Source organism: Vibrio sp. 10N.286.46.A8 (assembly GCF_041470165.1).
GTDB lineage: Bacteria > Pseudomonadota > Gammaproteobacteria > Enterobacterales > Vibrionaceae > Vibrio > Vibrio tasmaniensis_A.
In genome coordinates this window covers 1-16,935 of sequence record NZ_JBFRLX010000043.1, presented here as the reverse complement: position 1 = coordinate 16,935, position 16,935 = coordinate 1, and the positions used below count along the sequence as shown (strand labels likewise).

General features: G+C 40.9%; 16 protein-coding genes. 3 read left to right on the top strand and 13 right to left on the bottom strand.

Annotated features, from left to right (window positions below):
* Window positions 1–13: 13 nt before the first annotated feature.
* Complete coding sequence (gene napF, locus AB4232_RS05685; RefSeq protein WP_017101835.1) at window positions 14–493, bottom strand: ferredoxin-type protein NapF; 480 nt, start codon at window positions 491–493, stop codon at window positions 14–16.
* Between the two features lie 253 nt (window positions 494–746).
* On the opposite strand from napF, the gene narQ reads away from it, so the two are divergent.
* On the top strand, window positions 747–2,477 hold the full coding sequence (narQ, locus tag AB4232_RS05680) for a nitrate/nitrite two-component system sensor histidine kinase NarQ (protein ID WP_009845451.1): 1,731 nt from the start codon (window positions 747–749) through the stop codon (window positions 2,475–2,477).
* The gene (locus AB4232_RS05675) at window positions 2,464–3,096 is read left to right on the top strand and encodes a response regulator (protein WP_017101837.1); all 633 of its coding nucleotides are present in this window, start codon (window positions 2,464–2,466) and stop codon (window positions 3,094–3,096) included. Before narQ ends, AB4232_RS05675 begins: the two co-directional genes overlap by 14 nt.
* Before the next feature lie 219 nt (window positions 3,097–3,315).
* Here AB4232_RS05675 and dcuC read toward each other — a convergent pair whose 3' ends face one another.
* The 3 genes from dcuC to AB4232_RS05660 all read right to left on the bottom strand — a co-directional run bounded on the left by dcuC (window position 3,316) and on the right by AB4232_RS05660 (window position 6,826).
* Complete coding sequence (gene dcuC / locus AB4232_RS05670; protein ID WP_009845449.1) at window positions 3,316–4,683, bottom strand: anaerobic C4-dicarboxylate transporter DcuC; 1,368 nt, start codon at window positions 4,681–4,683, stop codon at window positions 3,316–3,318.
* 433 nt (window positions 4,684–5,116) lie between these two features.
* On the bottom strand, window positions 5,117–5,407 hold the full coding sequence (locus tag AB4232_RS05665) for a putative quinol monooxygenase (protein ID WP_372086550.1): 291 nt from the start codon (window positions 5,405–5,407) through the stop codon (window positions 5,117–5,119).
* 276 nt (window positions 5,408–5,683) lie between these two features.
* Window positions 5,684–6,826 (bottom strand): acyl-CoA desaturase, encoded by a 1,143-nt coding sequence (locus tag AB4232_RS05660; RefSeq protein ID WP_372086548.1) that lies wholly within the window; start codon window positions 6,824–6,826, stop codon window positions 5,684–5,686.
* Between the two features lie 166 nt (window positions 6,827–6,992).
* On the opposite strand from AB4232_RS05660, the gene AB4232_RS05655 reads away from it, so the two are divergent.
* Complete coding sequence (locus tag AB4232_RS05655; RefSeq protein WP_009845441.1) at window positions 6,993–7,538, top strand: GNAT family N-acetyltransferase; 546 nt, start codon at window positions 6,993–6,995, stop codon at window positions 7,536–7,538.
* Window positions 7,539–7,714: 176 nt separating this feature from the next.
* Here the strand turns inward: AB4232_RS05655 and ylqF are convergent, their stop codons facing one another.
* The 9 genes from ylqF to AB4232_RS05610 all read right to left on the bottom strand — a co-directional run bounded on the left by ylqF (window position 7,715) and on the right by AB4232_RS05610 (window position 16,264).
* Entirely contained in the window at window positions 7,715–8,650 is a 936-nt protein-coding gene (gene ylqF / locus AB4232_RS05650) for a ribosome biogenesis GTPase YlqF (protein ID WP_009845440.1), read from the bottom strand.
* A 166-nt stretch (window positions 8,651–8,816) separates the two neighbouring features.
* The gene (locus tag AB4232_RS05645; protein WP_102250356.1) at window positions 8,817–9,131 is read right to left on the bottom strand and encodes a cytochrome c; all 315 of its coding nucleotides are present in this window, start codon (window positions 9,129–9,131) and stop codon (window positions 8,817–8,819) included.
* Window positions 9,132–9,509: 378 nt separating this feature from the next.
* Complete coding sequence (locus AB4232_RS05640) at window positions 9,510–10,193, bottom strand: helix-turn-helix transcriptional regulator (protein WP_009845438.1); 684 nt, start codon at window positions 10,191–10,193, stop codon at window positions 9,510–9,512.
* 95 nt (window positions 10,194–10,288) lie between these two features.
* Window positions 10,289–11,170, bottom strand: coding sequence for a hypothetical protein (locus AB4232_RS05635; RefSeq protein ID WP_372086546.1), 882 nt, complete (start codon window positions 11,168–11,170; stop codon window positions 10,289–10,291).
* On the bottom strand, window positions 11,160–13,652 hold the full coding sequence (locus tag AB4232_RS05630) for a fimbria/pilus outer membrane usher protein (RefSeq protein ID WP_372086544.1): 2,493 nt from the start codon (window positions 13,650–13,652) through the stop codon (window positions 11,160–11,162). The genes AB4232_RS05635 and AB4232_RS05630 overlap by 11 nt, the downstream gene beginning before the upstream one ends.
* On the bottom strand, window positions 13,636–14,322 hold the full coding sequence (locus AB4232_RS05625; protein WP_009845435.1) for a molecular chaperone: 687 nt from the start codon (window positions 14,320–14,322) through the stop codon (window positions 13,636–13,638). The genes AB4232_RS05630 and AB4232_RS05625 overlap by 17 nt, the downstream gene beginning before the upstream one ends.
* A gap of 2 nt (window positions 14,323–14,324) precedes the next feature.
* Window positions 14,325–15,050: a molecular chaperone gene (locus tag AB4232_RS05620; RefSeq protein WP_009845434.1), complete on the bottom strand. Its 726-nt coding sequence runs from the start codon at window positions 15,048–15,050 to the stop codon at window positions 14,325–14,327.
* A 114-nt stretch (window positions 15,051–15,164) separates the two neighbouring features.
* The gene (locus AB4232_RS05615) at window positions 15,165–15,662 is read right to left on the bottom strand and encodes a hypothetical protein (RefSeq protein ID WP_009845433.1); all 498 of its coding nucleotides are present in this window, start codon (window positions 15,660–15,662) and stop codon (window positions 15,165–15,167) included.
* Window positions 15,663–15,739: 77 nt separating this feature from the next.
* Window positions 15,740–16,264: a hypothetical protein gene (locus AB4232_RS05610; RefSeq protein ID WP_017097466.1), complete on the bottom strand. Its 525-nt coding sequence runs from the start codon at window positions 16,262–16,264 to the stop codon at window positions 15,740–15,742.
* Between the last annotated feature and the right edge of the window lie 671 nt (window positions 16,265–16,935).

Genomic DNA, 16,935 nt, shown 5'->3' with positions numbered 1-16,935 from the left:
CGTTATTTTTGTTTTATGCATTACTCACAAGAATAGCCGAAGTAGGGCAAACTGCTACGCAGGCTCCACAACCGCTACACTCATCTAACTCGATTTTTGGTAGAGCAACACTGCCTGCTCTAAGTTGAAATTGAATCGCCATAGGTTCACACATGTCGCCACAGCTTCGGCATTCAACATTTTGTTGGGCCAAGCATTTATCAGAGATAGTTGCTTTTGCCAGCCAAGGCGTTTCTTCCTTGGGTTTAAAAATTGGCTCTGGACAAACGTCTGCACATTGATAACAGAATGTACATTCGTCTTTTGAGAAGTCGACAGTAGGAAAACCACCGTCGCCGACAATGATGATGTGTGTCTCGCAACTTTCGATGCATTTACCACAACGTGTACAATCATCTGCGAAGCTTTCTAGACTTTTAATCCAAGGCAATCGAATTTGGCTTGAATCTACTTTTCGCCTAGAAAATAGGCGTCGTCTCGATAGGTCTACCACTAAATGCCTACTAATGTTGCTAAGATGTTGTAATTGTAGATCATTGTTTCGTTAATATCTTGTCATTTATCCTCACAAGTAGTGTAGTTTTAGAAATATTTGTATAAATACCCCTTAAGGGCTAAATAGGATCCTATATTGTCTTAGATCAATAAATTATGAAGCGTTTGGTCACATATTGAATGGAGCTCTGTTTTTTGATGTGTGACAATAGGTTCCCGATAGCCATTTTTATACCTTCAGGATATTAACTTTGCTTATTAAACCTGTTTCATCTGTGACGAGTACAATAGCTAAATCATTGCTATTTATATTGCTCCTTTCAGTTGCCACCACCGGTTTTGCTATTTTTACATTGGCGTCCAGCCTTAATGATGCCGAGGCGGTTAATGTAGCTGGCTCGATGCGCATGCAAAGCTACCGTTTAGCGCATGATATTCAAATAGAATCAGTGGATTACGATTCTCATATTCGTGAATTTGAAAGTTCCCTTTATTCCACATCGATGACTAATTTGGTGAGTTGGGAAGTGCCAACTGATATTACAAATGATTATTATTTAATAATTGGCCGTTGGCATGAATTGAAGCAGGTCTTAAATAGCGAAGATAGAAAACACTACCTGGTACTTGTTGAAAATTTTGTTATTGAAATCGACCGCTTTGTTTTTAAGTTACAAGAATTTTCAGAAAATAAATTAATTAAATTGGCATGGGCTGGTGGTATAGGTCTAGGTGGAATACTCGTCATATCTCTTTTTGTTGTTCATTTTGTACGTAAACAAGTTGTTAAGCCTCTACACGCTCTCGTTAGAGCTAGCCAGAGAATAAAAAATAGTGATTTCGAGGTTAAGTTGGAGGTTACCAACAATAATGAACTGGGCATTTTGACCAAAACATTTAACTCGATGGCGAAAGATTTAGGCGTGCTGTATCGAAACCTTGAAGATGTTGTCGATGCCAAGACGGTTGAGTTACAAAATGCCAACCAATCATTGCAAGCACTCTATTATTCTTCTCAAGAACTCACGGTAACGCGTGTTGCACCGGAAAATTTCCGAGCTATTTTGCAGCACTTGGTCAGCCTAGAAGGGATTGAATCGCTAAGGTTAGAAATAGTCGATAATTCGGGACGTTCTTTGATTATGGATGAAGGTTACGACCCGACTTGCGATTATGAAAAGTTTGAAATGAAACTGGATGATAACGAGCTTGTTTTGGGCTATCTGTATTGCTCATATCATCATGGTCATTCAACTAAGACGCTAATTGAGAGTTTTATTCAACTGTTATCGAGAGCTATCTACTATAATCGCGCTCAAAAGAAAGCTGAGCAGCTTATTATTATGGAAGAGCGAGCGACGATTGCGCGTGAACTGCATGATTCATTGGCCCAATCGCTGTCGTATTTAAAAATCCAAGTGACATTGTTAAAGCGTGTTATTGGTAAACTTCCGGAACACAAACATCGAGAGCAGTCTGAGCAGATAGCATCTGAGATAGGGAATGGGTTAGCCGGTGCCTATACTCAATTGAGAGAGCTACTCACCACATTTAGGTTATCCATCAAAGAGGGTAGCTTTGGAGATGCTCTGAGCACCATGCTAGAGCAACTTAGTGAAAGAACCGATGCGAAGATTAAATTAACTAATAACCTTTCATCGCTAGAGCTTGATGCGCACAGTCAGGTTCACTTGCTTCAATTGATTCGTGAAGCAACAATAAACGCAATAAAACACGCCAATGCCGACTTGATAGATGTATGCTGTATCGATGAGGACGGACAAGTATTAGTCGTGATTAAAGATAATGGAGAAGGCTTTGACCCAAGTAGTTCGAAGATGAACCACTACGGAATGAGTATTATGCAGGAGCGTGCGGCAAGACTGAATGGTGACTTAACGATTGAAGCGGCTCAAGGTGAGGGCTGTACAGTCATATTGAAATATAAAAGTTTAAAGGAAGTTAAAGTTGACGATTTGTAAAGTAATGTTGGTTGATGATCATCCATTGATGCGCAGAGGTATAAGCCAATTACTGAGCTTTGAAGATGAATTTGAAGTGATTGCAGAAGCAAGTAACGGTACTGAAGCGGTCGCTCTTGCCCATGAAGAAGAACCTGATTTGATCCTGTTGGATCTGAATATGAAAGGCATGTCTGGGCTAGATACTCTGAAAGCACTTCGAACTGATGGTTCAAGCGCTAACATCGTTATTTTAACGGTTTCTGATAGCCCTGCGGATATCGAAGCGATTGTTAAAGCGGGCGCTGATGGTTACTTACTGAAAGACACTGAACCCGATGAGCTGATTGAACTGCTTAAGCAAGCACATAGCGGCGATAAGGCATACAGCACTGTGGTAGCTCGCTATTTGAATGATGCTGACAGTCGAAATGATATCTTCGACCAATTGACTGAACGTGAAATGCAAATTCTTCAAGAAGTCGCGAAAGGTTATCGTAACAAGCAGATCGCCGATCACCTGTTTATTTCTGAATCGACAGTTAAGGTACATATGAAGAGTTTGTTGAAAAAGTTGCAAGTGCCCTCTCGTACCGCAGCAACCGTTCTTTATTTAGAACGTTATGGTGACATGAAGTAGGGCTTGTTCTTTTTAAGTAATACTATTTAAAGCCGTGCTGTTTCAATCCCTTGTGACATTTTTAGTATCAAGCTCCAATAGATAGAGTTTTGAATTCTCTAATTAATATGACGCAAAAAAGGCGCTGAACTCATTAAGTTCAGCGCCTTTTTGTTAGGGCATTTTATATCGGCATCTCTATCTTAGCTTGTATCAGTCTAGATAGAGTGTTTCTTTAAGTTAAGCTGCCATTGGAACCAATACCAGCGTACCAAAGATAACCGTGATAAGACCACAGATTACTGGAACAGAAGTACGTTTTACAACTTCAAACGGGCTGATTTTACCCATACCCGATGTCGCAACAATTACGCCAGATACTGGAGAAATGGTACGGCCTAGGTTAGATGCTTGAAGCATAGGGATGATTAGGAACGCTGGGTTCAAGCCCATTTTCGCCGCTAGTGATGGAGCCAGTTCTACGAATGCATAGAAAGGCGCGTTACCAGAACCTGTCGCGATAGCTGCAGCAACCGTTAAACCTGTTAGGATAAGCATCAATGCGATACCGCCTGCGCCTGCAGATTCAGCAAGACCGATTAGGTTATCAATCGCACCGATAGACATTAGACCTTGAGCAAATACGCCCGCCGCAACCAACAACATTACCACGCCTTTGAACGCGTCAGCCATGCCTTGGTAGCAAGAATCTAAGTCTTCTAATGTTTTCTCGCCGTCAAACTTCTTAACAACGTAATCGATAACTGCGCCCACGAAGATAGAACCTACAACAATGGTGTAGATATCAAGTGAAAGCCCTGGAATCGTGCGGCCGTTGAATAGGAAAACGCCGATGATAGGTAGGAATGGCAGTGCAGCGTAGAAAGCCGGTGCTGTTGTTTCGATTTCAGAAACGTCTACTTTTTCCATTGGCGTGTTTTCTTTTTTATCTAGGTATTTGTTCCAGAAGAAAGCCGCGCCAGCCATCACGATGATTGCACAGATAGAAACAGGCAATACTGTTTGAACAGCAAACACATCAAGAGACATGCCTGATTTTTCAGCTGCGATAACCACATCACCAGAGGTTGGTGAAAGAATGATGGCTGCAGGTGATGCACAAACGGCAACCGCTGCTGGGCGTGAAATACCCATCGCCGTCATCATTGGGAATAGTGTCGCCATCAGTAACACACCAAGGCCTGTTGCAGAACTTACTGCTAGAGACATTAGACACGCTACGATGTAAGCCGCAACAAGAAGTACATAGGGAGATTTAATAGCAGCAAGCGGTTTAGAGAACTGTTTCACTACTACGTTGTTAGCACCAATGTGCGTCATGTAAGAAGCAAAACCACAAAGAAGCATGATTTGCATGCCTAGGCCGCCTCCACGGTACTGAAGCATGTACTTAACAAATTCGAGTGAGTCGGTAACCATGTTACCTGTTGAAGCGACCTTAGCTGGTAAGACTGTGTGACCAATAAGGCCAGTAATAAGAAGTAGGGCAAGGCCAGCAGTTAGTAATACGCCTGCCGCTTTATAACCTTTCACAATAAAGTAACCAACAGCGATGGTAATTACTAATCCGATCAAGAGCTCTAACATAGAAATCTCCACAAAGTTTAAAAATATAAGAAAGTGTTTCAGAATATGACAATGAATGTACAGAAAACTGCACTGTGGCACGAGGCATAGTTGAGGTTGGTATGATCTAAGACAAACATTTTTTTCGATGTTAATTGTGGTTGTAAATATTGATTAACCACTGTTGTTTGGATGTTAATAAACAAATTTTGTGACTCCCTAGAATATAACTTGGATCACCTTTGCTTGTTTTAGTTTCATATGATGGGATTGTTTTATAAGGCGTGGGTGTTTGTTGTGTTGAAAAGAAACGTGTAACGAAATGGGTGTTTATCTGAGAAAGGCGGTGAAAGTGGCGGTTTTTTATAAGTAGAATGAGCAGATATAAGTTTGTACAAAAGACAAACCCTGCGTTGAGAGCAGGGCTTTTATTGAATCAGTACTGAGTGACTGGTTAGGCAATGTGCGTCATTTTATTAAGCACAAAGGTTTCGATACAGTCTTCAGTCGCAGCCATGTACTCAGCGATGTGTTGGCTCGCTAAGTGTTTCTCTAGGTGAGCTTCAGACTCCCAGTTCTCATGAAAAACGAAGTGGGCAGGGTTACTGTTATCTTGGTGCAGATCGTAATTAATACAGCCGTCTTCAGCACGGGTTTTATCGATCAATTTAATCATCTCTGATTTAACAAGCTCAGTTTTGTCTTCTTTAGAGACGATCGTTGCAATAATAGTCAGTTTGCTCATTTTCAATTCCTTAGGTCTAAACTCAGTAAGTTAAAGTAATATAAGTATAAATTCAGGTTGAAGAAAGAGTTCTGGAATCCAATAACTATGGTTCTTGAAGTCCACAATTTAGACTTGAGAGTCTTTGGCTAATGGCTAATGGCTAATGGCTAATGGCAAATAGGTTACGCTCATAAAAAAGCCCTCATAGTAATATGAGGGCTTCAAATAAGAGTTAAGCAGTGTCGTTACTGGTGCATTAAGCGGACTATCCTGCCTTAAGTATATTGTTCTATCTTAAGCATACTGTTCCACAGTCATTGCCCAATTTTTTTTCTGTTGCTCAAAATTCATTTTGATTTGTTGGTAACGAACTTTAAGTAGAGAGTGTTCGTACTTCTTCACAACATCTTCGCGTTTGCTTTCAAGTAGCTGCTTTTTGACTTCGTAATACTCGTTCATGTTTGATACTAGAGCATCGAATTCTTGTTGAAGTTTGTCTGCGATTTGTTGCTTGTCGGCACGATGCATGATCTTTTGCTGCGTGCGTTTAAGTAACATTGATGCTTCTGCTTTTTCGATACGAGCTTGAGGGGTTTTCTTAAGCTTGCTTGCCAGTCCCATCAAAGAAGCACTCTTGATCAACCATTTTGTAGGATCGTATTGCCACCAGTAGATGCCGTTGCGGTAATCGTTCTCAAAGATGTGGTGGAAGTTGTGGTAGCCTTCGCCAAAAGTGAGTACTGCTAACAAACCGTTATCACGGGCCGTGTTTTTGTCGGTAAAAGGTTGGTTACCCCAGATGTGGGCAAGAGAGTTAATGAAGAATGTTGTGTGGTGGTTAAGTACCAAACGAACCGCACCTACGATTAACAACATGCCAATCACGTCACCGTAAATCACGCCCAATGCAATAGGAACACCGAAGTTCATGATCAACGCCAGAAGAACATAGTGCTTGTGCTGCCACATTACGATCTTATCTTTCTTCAGGTCACGACAGTTTTCATAGTTTTCGTACATTGAGGTACTGTAGTTACGAATCATCCAACCAATGTGCGAGTACCAAAAGCCGCGTTTTGCAGAGTACGGGTCTTTGTCATTGTTATCCACGTGCTTATGATGCACACGGTGATCAGAAGACCAGTGTAACGCGCTGTTCTGCAGGGCAAATGCGCCACCTAATGCAAATAAAAATCTTAGGCTCGAATGTGCTTCAAACGCTTTATGAGACCATAAGCGGTGATAACCCGTTGTGATTGAAAGGTTACAGAACGTAAAACAGATTGCTAGCCATATCCAGTGCTCCATACCATAGCCAAAAAAGTAGCCATAAACGGGAGCCGCAACAACAGCAAGCAGCATACTAAAAGAGAATACAAAAATATTGAGCCAGATTAATGGCGGCTTTTTTGTAGATTGTTTGTCGGCACTATTCATTAGCAAATTTCCATTGAGCTTACATCTGTGCGCTAGAATATCAGCGTACACGTGTAAGTCAATATTGAAAGTGTAAACGTGTATTAGTATGTTTTGCTTAAATATTGTATAAAGGTAGTGTGAAATGTAGTAGCAAGTCATAAATGGAAGTACTAAGGGCTAATAAATGGAAATTAAGGTAGCTGAATATAAAGATTATGAGCGGATTGCCCAATTACACGCGGATAGCTGGAAGCTATATTATCGTGGCATTCTTGCTGATGATTACTTAGAAAATGATGTTTTGGAGGACAGATCTGTTATTTGGCAGACTCGTTTGATTAACCCTCCTTTTAACCAACATGTTTTATTGCTTGAAGAGGGCGGTTTACTGGTTGGTTTCGTCTGCGCGTTTGGTAATCACAACTTTGAGCGTGGCACGTTCATCGATGCGTTACATGTAGATAATGCCTATCGCGGTCGTGGTGTTGGTAAGCGTTTATTGTCTGAATTATCGAAGTGGTTGCAGCAATACTATTCGGATTCAGGTCTGTACCTAGAGGTGATGTCTGAAAATCACCAAGCGATTGCTTTTTATCAAGCGATTGGTGGTAAAGAAGAGCTAGAGCAAGTTTGGAATGCACCATGTGGAAGTCAAGTGAATGAGAAGGTGATTTCTTGGAGCTCTCCCGTTGAACTTGAACAGAAAACAGCAAGCATTGTGTATTCTTAGTCACTTCAAGTTGCCTTGCTCAACAGCTGCCTCTTACTGAAGTTGCTTTAAAGCTGAAGAACAAACCAAAAAGCCCCGAGCATTAAATTGTTCGGGGCTTTTTTGATTAGAATAGACGCTTCAATTATTTGGCGTTTAGTCGCACCATGTGATCTTTTTCATAAAACGAAGAGAGATTAACGCTTGTTCTTCAAGTAACGCTTACGACGCTCTTCTTTTTTCTTAATCTGTTGTTCGGCTTTCAGCGCAGCCGCTTCTTCAACTTCGATCAGTTCTTGTGTGATCATTTCTGGTAGCTCTAACGTTACTTTACCTAAAGTACCATTACGCAGTTCATGAAGTAGGATTTCAGAACATTTGTGAATGTCTATATGACCACCAGCACGAAGTGCGCCACGCTTACGACCAATCGCTTCCATCAATTCGATGTCAGACTCTGGAAGCTCTTCAATTTGGTAGCGTTCTTGCAAAAGATTAGGGTATTGCTTTGCAAGGTACTCGACTGTGTAGAATGCCACTTCATCGTATTCCATTGCCGTATCTTTTACAGCGCCTGTTGCAGCCAAGCGGAAGCCACTGTGTGGGTTTTCTACTTTAGGCCATAGGATTCCAGGAGTATCTGAAAGGATCACGCCATTTTGTAGATTGATACGTTGTTGACGACGAGTTACCGCAGGTTGGTTACCAGTAACCGCGATCGTACGTCCCGCTAAACAGTTGATGATGGTCGATTTACCCACGTTCGGGATGCCCATGATCATTGTACGAATGTTCTTACCCATCTGTTCACGGTGCGGTGCTAACTTACGCACGAGCTCCATAACGTGGTTAACTTCTTCTTTAGCGCTAGTAGTAATCGCAATCGCTTTAACGCCTTGCTCTTTCTCGAAGTGCTCAATCCAACGCTCAGTAAGCTCAGGATCCGCAAGATCGCGCTTGTTCAACACTTTTACACAAGGCTTATCGCCGCGCAGTGAAGAGATCATTGGGTTTTCACTACTGAACGGGATACGAGCGTCCAGTACTTCGATGATCACATCAACCTGTGGGATAACTTCTTCGATTTCTTTGCGGGCTTTATGCATGTGACCCGGAAACCATTGAATAGACATAGAGATAAACCTTGATAAATATATTTGCTGCACATTGTAAGGGTTGGATGATACGTGTAAAGGTATATCTCTCCCGACCTTCAATGAGCTCAGTGAGTTTGCTTGAAGTATAGGCGACTTAGTGATGTTTATTTAACTTAGACTGACCTAATGAAGGTGAAATCCATTACTGTTGTGAAGTATAAAAAGCCGCAATATCTTTCAAGTCTTGATCATTGAGTTTACTCAGTTGTGTTTGCATCATCTCAGCGTAAGCGCCTTGTCTATCACCGTTTTGGTAAGCTTTCATTGTGTTATAGAGGTAAGTTGAATCTTGGCCAGAAAGTTTTGGGTAAGCAGTGTTACTTGTTTCACCCGTGGGGTTATGACAGAAAATGCAACTTGGTGACTTCATTTTACCCAGTTCAGGATCGCCAAAATTAGAGGCATGAAGGCTAGGGGAAAGAGTGAGTAATAGTAAAGTGAAGGAACGGTAAGTCATGCTTTTGCTCCGGTAAAAACATAACAATAAAGCTTACCCTAAGGGGAAGCTCAACTCCGAATTGCTTTAGATGCTTTATGCTTTAGATATTTTAGAAGCTAATAGTGTTGACAGTTACAACTGACTTCGTTCTGTTAGGCGAGTAGAGGGCTTAAGAAGTGATGTTTTGTGAGTTCAAAAATTCTATTCGTACCTTAGAGGGCAGAATGTAATTAAGTCACTGGTGATATGATTTAAACTTCGTTGTTCAGTCTAACTGTGATTTTATGACGGAGGGGGATAATAGAAGATCACCTTTTCAAGGGGCTAAATTATAATACGATCTGTTGTAAAAATAACTGCAATCCAGTGTCTCTATATTTGTGACTCAAATATTAACTACATGCCTGGTTGTATAATAGTCTCTAAACTATTGATAAAATTTGCTTTTCTTATTGCTTCTTTTCGGTTGGTTACGTTTATTTTTTTATATATATTATATACATGCGTTTTTACTGTACTTTCTGAAATAAATAGTTCACTTGATATCTCTAAATTTGTATCTCCTCTGATAACTCGTTTAAATATTTGAGCTTCTCTTTTTGTAAGGGTAGATAATATTACCTGTGACTTGAATGTTTGGGAGCGCGCATTGGATAATATATGCGACATTAACTTCCTCGGTAACCATAGGTCGTCATCACAAACCGTTTTCAAGCAACGTGTAAGGTGTTCTACAGGAGCATCTTGATAGATTATGCCCTTTATATTAAACATGTTGAATAGTTGCATTACGGTAATACTCTGTCCGGTAATATCAGAGGGAACGTCATAGATTACCCATTTGTTGGACTCTACTTTTGATAAGGTGATGTAAACATCTTTGATGTCAGCTAAGAGTAAGTAACTAATGAGAATGACATCAAACGTCTTGCGATGATTCGAACGTTCAATGCCTGAAATACATTCGCGACTAAAACAAAAGTCACTGTATTTCTCTATTTCTCGTTGAATAAACTGGTTATTTATACCGTTATCGCCAATTAGGAGCATGTGCTTTAAATTATTTTTACTGTTATGCATACTTTACTCCGAAACTGACAAATCGTGTTGTGATTATATGATACTAGGTTTTATATAATTGCGTTGCATATCTCAGGATTTATATAATTACATATTTAAGGCTGCTGTGAAAGGAGGGGTTCTATAGAAATTTGTAATGTATCGTCATATATTCCTCCCGGTTTGTTCTCTGTTTCCCCAATTACAAAACTCAAAGGAATAGGTTGACCGATCGTAGCCGAAATACGCTGAATTTTTGCATCAAGTTGACCGAGGTTTACTCTATCGTTATCTAGGGAAAGTTCGTATGGAATATCCCATTTTGTCTCATCAGATTCATGACGTAGCATGCCTTGATGGGATGATTCCAATACGATGGTATACGCTGTATTACTTTGCACCCATAGGTTCGGTGCAGAACGAATAATCTTGTTTGAATATAATGTTCCTAGATCAAGGTCATAATGCAGTTGAGTTAACCCATAAAAGTGAACTTTTGCAGCTGGTGGCACGGTAACGGATACTGGGAGTGAGCTAGGGCTGATCTCTATTTGTTGGTTGTCTGAGGTATAAGAGGGCGACACTTCTAAAACCCCCCGGTAGGTTCCTGACGCTAGCCACTGTTTGCTTGGGAAACGCATTTGTATGGTTGTCGAAGGTTGACTGTCGGTTAATGATAAATGCCACTGATTCGCGATTGGTACACCCACTTGTCCACTCCACTCGAAGTTGAGTTTGTCTTGGTTTACCCCTTTTAACGTCCGACTGGTATCGTTAAGTTGTAAAACCAAACTCAATTTGCAGGCTTCGCCAATTATATTCGCATCGATCCTATAAGTATTAATTGTTGCGTAATTACCAGTGTTGAAAACGTCGTATTGCGACTGGGATGAGACGGGTTGAATCGTCAATGCACTAGCTTCACATGCTAATACAGAGGATACAGAATTTATGGCGATGAGGAACCATCCTCCCCACCGAAGTTGTTTAATCCACATACACATCTCCTAGTCTGATCAAGTTGTCACTGCGCTCGCTGAGAGTAATGACGGCTGACTCTTGTCCTTTAGTGTCAAGAATCAGTTGATATTTCCCTGGCTTTAACCCAGATATCGCAAATATGCCACTCCGATTGGTAAAGAAGTCAATCGGTAACTGTTTAGCTTCACCAAGGTAATGTGCTACACCAGCGACAAGTGAAATTGGATTGTTACTTTGACGGTCGTATAGCTTACCAATCACGGTTAAGACAGCATCGGAACCAATTTGTAGTTGGAAGCCCCGCTTGTAATCAGGCTTAACCCAAAAAGCACCATCCCCCAAATCATATCCCGGTGGTAAGTTATCGACCTCATAACCGATGACTTGGCTATTATAAGCAACAAGATCAGGGACCATGGCACTGGCATCTCCGTTAAGGTAAACGCGTGCGTACTCTCCATCTTTTGTTGGGTCTAATGCCACGTCATTCTCTGCGAGGCTTTCATGCTTGCTGACAATTGCGAATGCTTCTCGGACTGGTCTGCCGATCGTTACCGATGAACCTGCAAACGCAAGTGCACTGCTGATGGTCACGTCGGTACTGTGGTTTCTTGTGTCACCACTAATGTCGTCAAGTCGCGAGGCATGGGTGGCACTCAATTCGTAACGGTTTGCTGTATAGTTAATACCAGCGTCCATATCGGCGTCCGTTTCTTCATTCGTAATGACACTCGCAAAGCCTGATATCCCTCCGGTGTTACCTATATTATTCTGATAGCTGTAATCTAAGGCGGCTTCTCTTAGCTCTGTACTGTAACGACCGACGACACGAGTTTGTCGGCTAAGAGGCCAACTTATGGTGAGCGTAGTGCTGATGTCATCGTCTTTACTGGCGTGATCTTGATAGCTAACACGGGCACTCCAAGTCGCGTGAGTATCAAACAGTCCGTCCGATAAACTCGGGCTAATTAGCCAATAGTCGTTCTCTTTGTCTATTCCTGAACGGTAATTGACTGTCATGGCGGCACGTAATGATCGACTTAGATAAATCGAACCGAATGCAGAAGCATAATGAGTGGTTAAGTTGATGTCTTTATCGGAGGCGTCAAACCCAGCAACACCAGTAAAATTGTTGCTCAGATACTCATAACTAACACTCAGTTGTGGAGCCAGTGTATTCTTACTGGAAAATTCCGCATCGAATGCAAATTTGTAAGCATCGCCGTTTCCAAATACAGGATGTTCGCTACGTGAAGCATTGAGTTCAGTGACTCCCCATCTAGAAGCGATGAGTGCGGTAGTACCATATTGGTATAAATCTTCACGGGTTTGAAAGTTGGTACCTAACGTTAACCAAGGGTTAATCCCCACATCGACATAACCATGGAAAATACGCTCATCGGTTAGGTATTCTAGTTGTCCATTTTGGAGTTCAGAGGGTGCTCCGTACATAATGCTATATTCAAACTCACCGCTATTGAGCAAGTCGTTACCCGTCGCAATAGAAAACTCGATACGCTCTTCGTTTCCAGAACGATCGGTAATGACGAGTACAATATCGTTACTACCTTGCGCAAGAGGTATATCACTCAGGTTGTAGCTACCAGCGCCTAAAGTTAGTCGTTGGACTGCAATCCCATCTATATAGACATCGACATTCGAGGCTCTTTGAAGTGTGAATGATTGATTGGCTCGTGGTCGTGCATTTCTGGTTGGAATCAGTGTGAAATCTCGAGTTAAGCCAATACCAAGTATATCGGTACTGTCCTGAAAAGATTGGCCACTGTTGTACATATCGCCGAGCACAAGTCGTGTACCTTGCTGTGCAAAGTCAATATTAAGACGAGTTCCTTCTCTCACATATTGTGACTTTTTCGATGAACCATTTTCTAAATAGGATTCATATTCAAAATTGAAAAAACCAATGTTAAGTGCAGAGTCGAATTGACTGCGATAAAGATCTTGCCTTGACGATTTTTGATCGACATATTGGCTCTCATTGGCGGAAAGGGCGACGTTAACGTATCCGCTTAACAGACTTGGCTCAGCATAGTTATAAAAATCATCTGCGCCGTTCATCGAGAGTTGTTGGGTTAAGCTAAATTCTGGCGGAACCGTCACGATACATTCCAACGAAGAAAAGTCGAAATTTAGTCCCAGCCCTACGCTCATAAAGTGGTGCTGTGACAGCATCTCATCGTCTGTCGTGTCATGGAGCTTACCAATACCTTCTTGAGTGACGACAGACGAAAGGAGAGACAGCGTACTTTCCTTTGGCAAAAGAATTTCGTTGTTTGCGGTAATGATAATATCCGCTTCACCAAGAATGGTGTCACTTATCCTTAGTAAAGAGGTAAGTTGAATGTCGCGTCCTGTCGGGTTCAATACCATATCCTGGCCCCAAGTTACAGGGCTTAAGGCGGCACAATAAAACAGTACTAATCCCAAGACATAGAAAACTTGCCACATCTTGTGAGAGGTTTCAGTTTTCATATCCATGATAAGTGCCTACTGGTAAGTAATTTAAAGAAGAAGGCAAAGTAATAGTCGAGCGTGGTGGAATAAACTGTTCACCTAAAGCCTCATGTACCTTTTGGTTCTGAGATTCGAGCCCCTTAAAATGAAGTAACGATGTATAGGTAAATCGCGACCCTGAATTAGTGAGTGTTAGTTTTCCTTGTTCATCTATATGTAAGTTCACGTCAGGCTCTAGCGAGGATGAGTGAATGTGCAACAACGCATTGTAGTGAACTTGCAAATTGATACCGGTTGTTAAACTGGTAGGACTGTCCATTTTTTCGTTGTTTTGACCAATATTTACGGTACTGAAACGAACAAAGTAACTTTGGGAAGTTTCGAGTTGGCGGTTTCCCAACCATTGTATACGGAATACTTGACGTTCACCGGGTGCCAACATAGCGGCAGGTGGAAACACAAACATCACCTCACTCGATAGATCTGATGTTTGGAACGTACCATCAGGTAAGAATTTCAAACGACGAACGTTAGCTTCAAGTGGGAGATCCCGCGTCGAGTTGTTAGTCACAACCAGTTGCGATGTTGCCCTGTGATCGGTATTGAGTTCAATGACGGTTGGAAACAGTGTTATGCCAAGCGCTTGTGCACACAGAAAACAAGAAATGAACCCACCAAAAATATAACGTCTCATTGCTACTGATCCTGCTCGATTTCAATCGATAGCGTCTCTACATTGTAATTTTCAAGTGGCTGCATTTCGAAAAAACGAGTGGAATAGGGAAGAACTAAAGTTCCTGGAATACGTTTGGCGATTTCTACGCCTTTTAAATAGGTTGATTTTTTGCCGTCAGAAATTTTCCATGTCGTATTGGTTAACCGACCATAACTATTACCGCTGTTCAGTACTTCAAGAACCCATTTGTTATTCTTGTTATTTGGTTCGATACTTTTAATTTCTAGTTGAGAGGCAGTGTTCTGAGGTCGCACGTTGATAAGCGTATTAAACTGAAGTAACAGACTCACTTGCCCTTGGTTGCTACTTGCTCTTTGAACTTTCACTTGCTTAACAGCAATACGAAAAGCTTTTGACTCTGTAATGGACGGATCGCCTAAATATCGGACCATAATAGATTGCGAACGTCCAGGCTCTATAATTGCAGTTACTGGAATCACTAGTAGCTCGTCATCTGCAGGCGTCGTGGTCTCTTTTCCGTATTCATTCATAGTCATAAATACTGGAGACAGTTCGACTGTGAGTGGTTCGGTAGACGAATTCTCAACCCTCATTGTCATTTGAGCTCTTTTACCAAGTGGCGTCATCTCCATAGACATCGGCTCTACTTTGAACGCATGAGCTGACAAACAAGTGAGTGACAATAATAAGAGAACAGTCCATTTATGCATGATCCATTTATACATCGCGATGAGCTCCAAATTAAACTAGAGTCGTAATACAACTGAGGTTAAGTTTTAATACAACAAAGGCTTAGATGAAGTCGGAGGCCAAATAATAGCCCCCGACTTATTCAACCTCTAATTTGAGGTGATATTTACGGTTAACGTATCTGAATAACCACCTGCCCATGGGGAGGTTTCTGTTGTCACAATATCAATGGACGCGGCAACACCAGTCGCCAATACTCCTGAACCACCATAAGAGTTACTGATTGAAACGTCATTTAGGCCTGGGCCTCCCGGCGCATTAAGCGTGAAAGGAGCTAAGCCTGAAGGGTTAAATGTTGCTTCGTATGTAAGAGCGTAGTCTTCGCTATCATCGGACTCTAGACCACCCTCAGCACTCGTCAGTGTTACAGTTGCACCATCGACGTCATTACACTTCATGTTAAGGCCACTAACAGAAAGGTTTTGAATTTGAGATACATTACCAAAGTCCATCAGTTGTGTTGAAAGACCAGTAACTTCACATACAGGTGAAACAAAACCAACTAGCTGGACATCACCAGGAGCGGCTTGAACTTGAGCACCAAAAATAGCTGTGACTGTTGCTGCGTAGAGTGTTAGCTTTTTCATTAGAAATTCCTTTATCTTAAATGATTGGCTCGAATACTGCTGAGCGTATGTTGTTCTGCAGATACATTGCAGAGCTTTTACTTGGTCACGCTATGAATCGAAGGGTAAACTTCGATCTCAATAACGTCTTGATAATAACCCGCGAAACGCAAGCTATTTTCGAGTGCTACCCTAAGGCTCCCCTGTTGAGAGAAAGGAATAACACCAGAACTGTTTATCATTACTGGTGAAGTAAGTTGGCTGCTGTGCCTACTTTCATAAAGACGAAGCTCGTCTATTTGTAATGACAGATTATAAGTTTCAATAATATCAACCCCTTGGTGTTGATATTTTAAGCCTCCATATTTTGAATTAATCGTTATACCCAACGGACGGTTACAATACATATTAAAAGGCAATAGTTGCACATCACGGTGTTCCGTAAACTTCATGACATTGCCAGAAAAGAAATTTATTTCGCATCGATCTTTGATCTGGCCATTAATTCCTAACGTTAAGGTGTTAGCACTGGTGTAGAATGAAAGTGAAAGACTAAAAATTAACGTTGAGACGATGAATTTGTGAATAAATACGAATGCTCTAATCATCATTTCACCTCTCATTGATTGAATGTAACCTGTTGCTTAACTTTCAAAACTATAAGTGCTTTAAAAAATGGTGAAGTAGTAAAAAAAGTTTATTATTTAGGCGAAGTATGAGTTTTAGTATGAATTTAAGGTAAGGTATAGAGAGTACATTTTTAGATAATGATTTTGTTTTCAATTGGATAGAAAGGTTTTGACCCACAGTTAAATTTACGAGTGAATTTTTCTTAATTGATAAAATTAGAACTATGGTCTACGGCGTGATTTTTGGTGAATTTTTCGATGGATTATTCTTCCAGGAATATTTTATTTTTAGTTTTATTCACTGGCTTATAATTTGAATGTGACGATTTTTATTTGTAATAGTGAACAGTGGCTATCTATATTGGTTGGTAATTTTCTATTTAAATTAGCCTATTACGATGTTTTTTAGAGTTGATGTGTTTTATTTTTAAATACCGTACGTGTGGTAAATAAAAAATTAAATTATTACTGTTAAATTTTTTGATTTTATTGGGCACGAAAAATTTAATCTCACAAATGAAAATCGAAATTTAACGAAAATTTAATACTTAAACGCAGGTTTAATACATAGAAGGTATTCACATAGGCCAAAACAAGATTGCGTTCTGTTGCAGTTAATTTAGTTGAGTCTATTAGGCAGATTAGTCGGTATAGGTATAGGTATA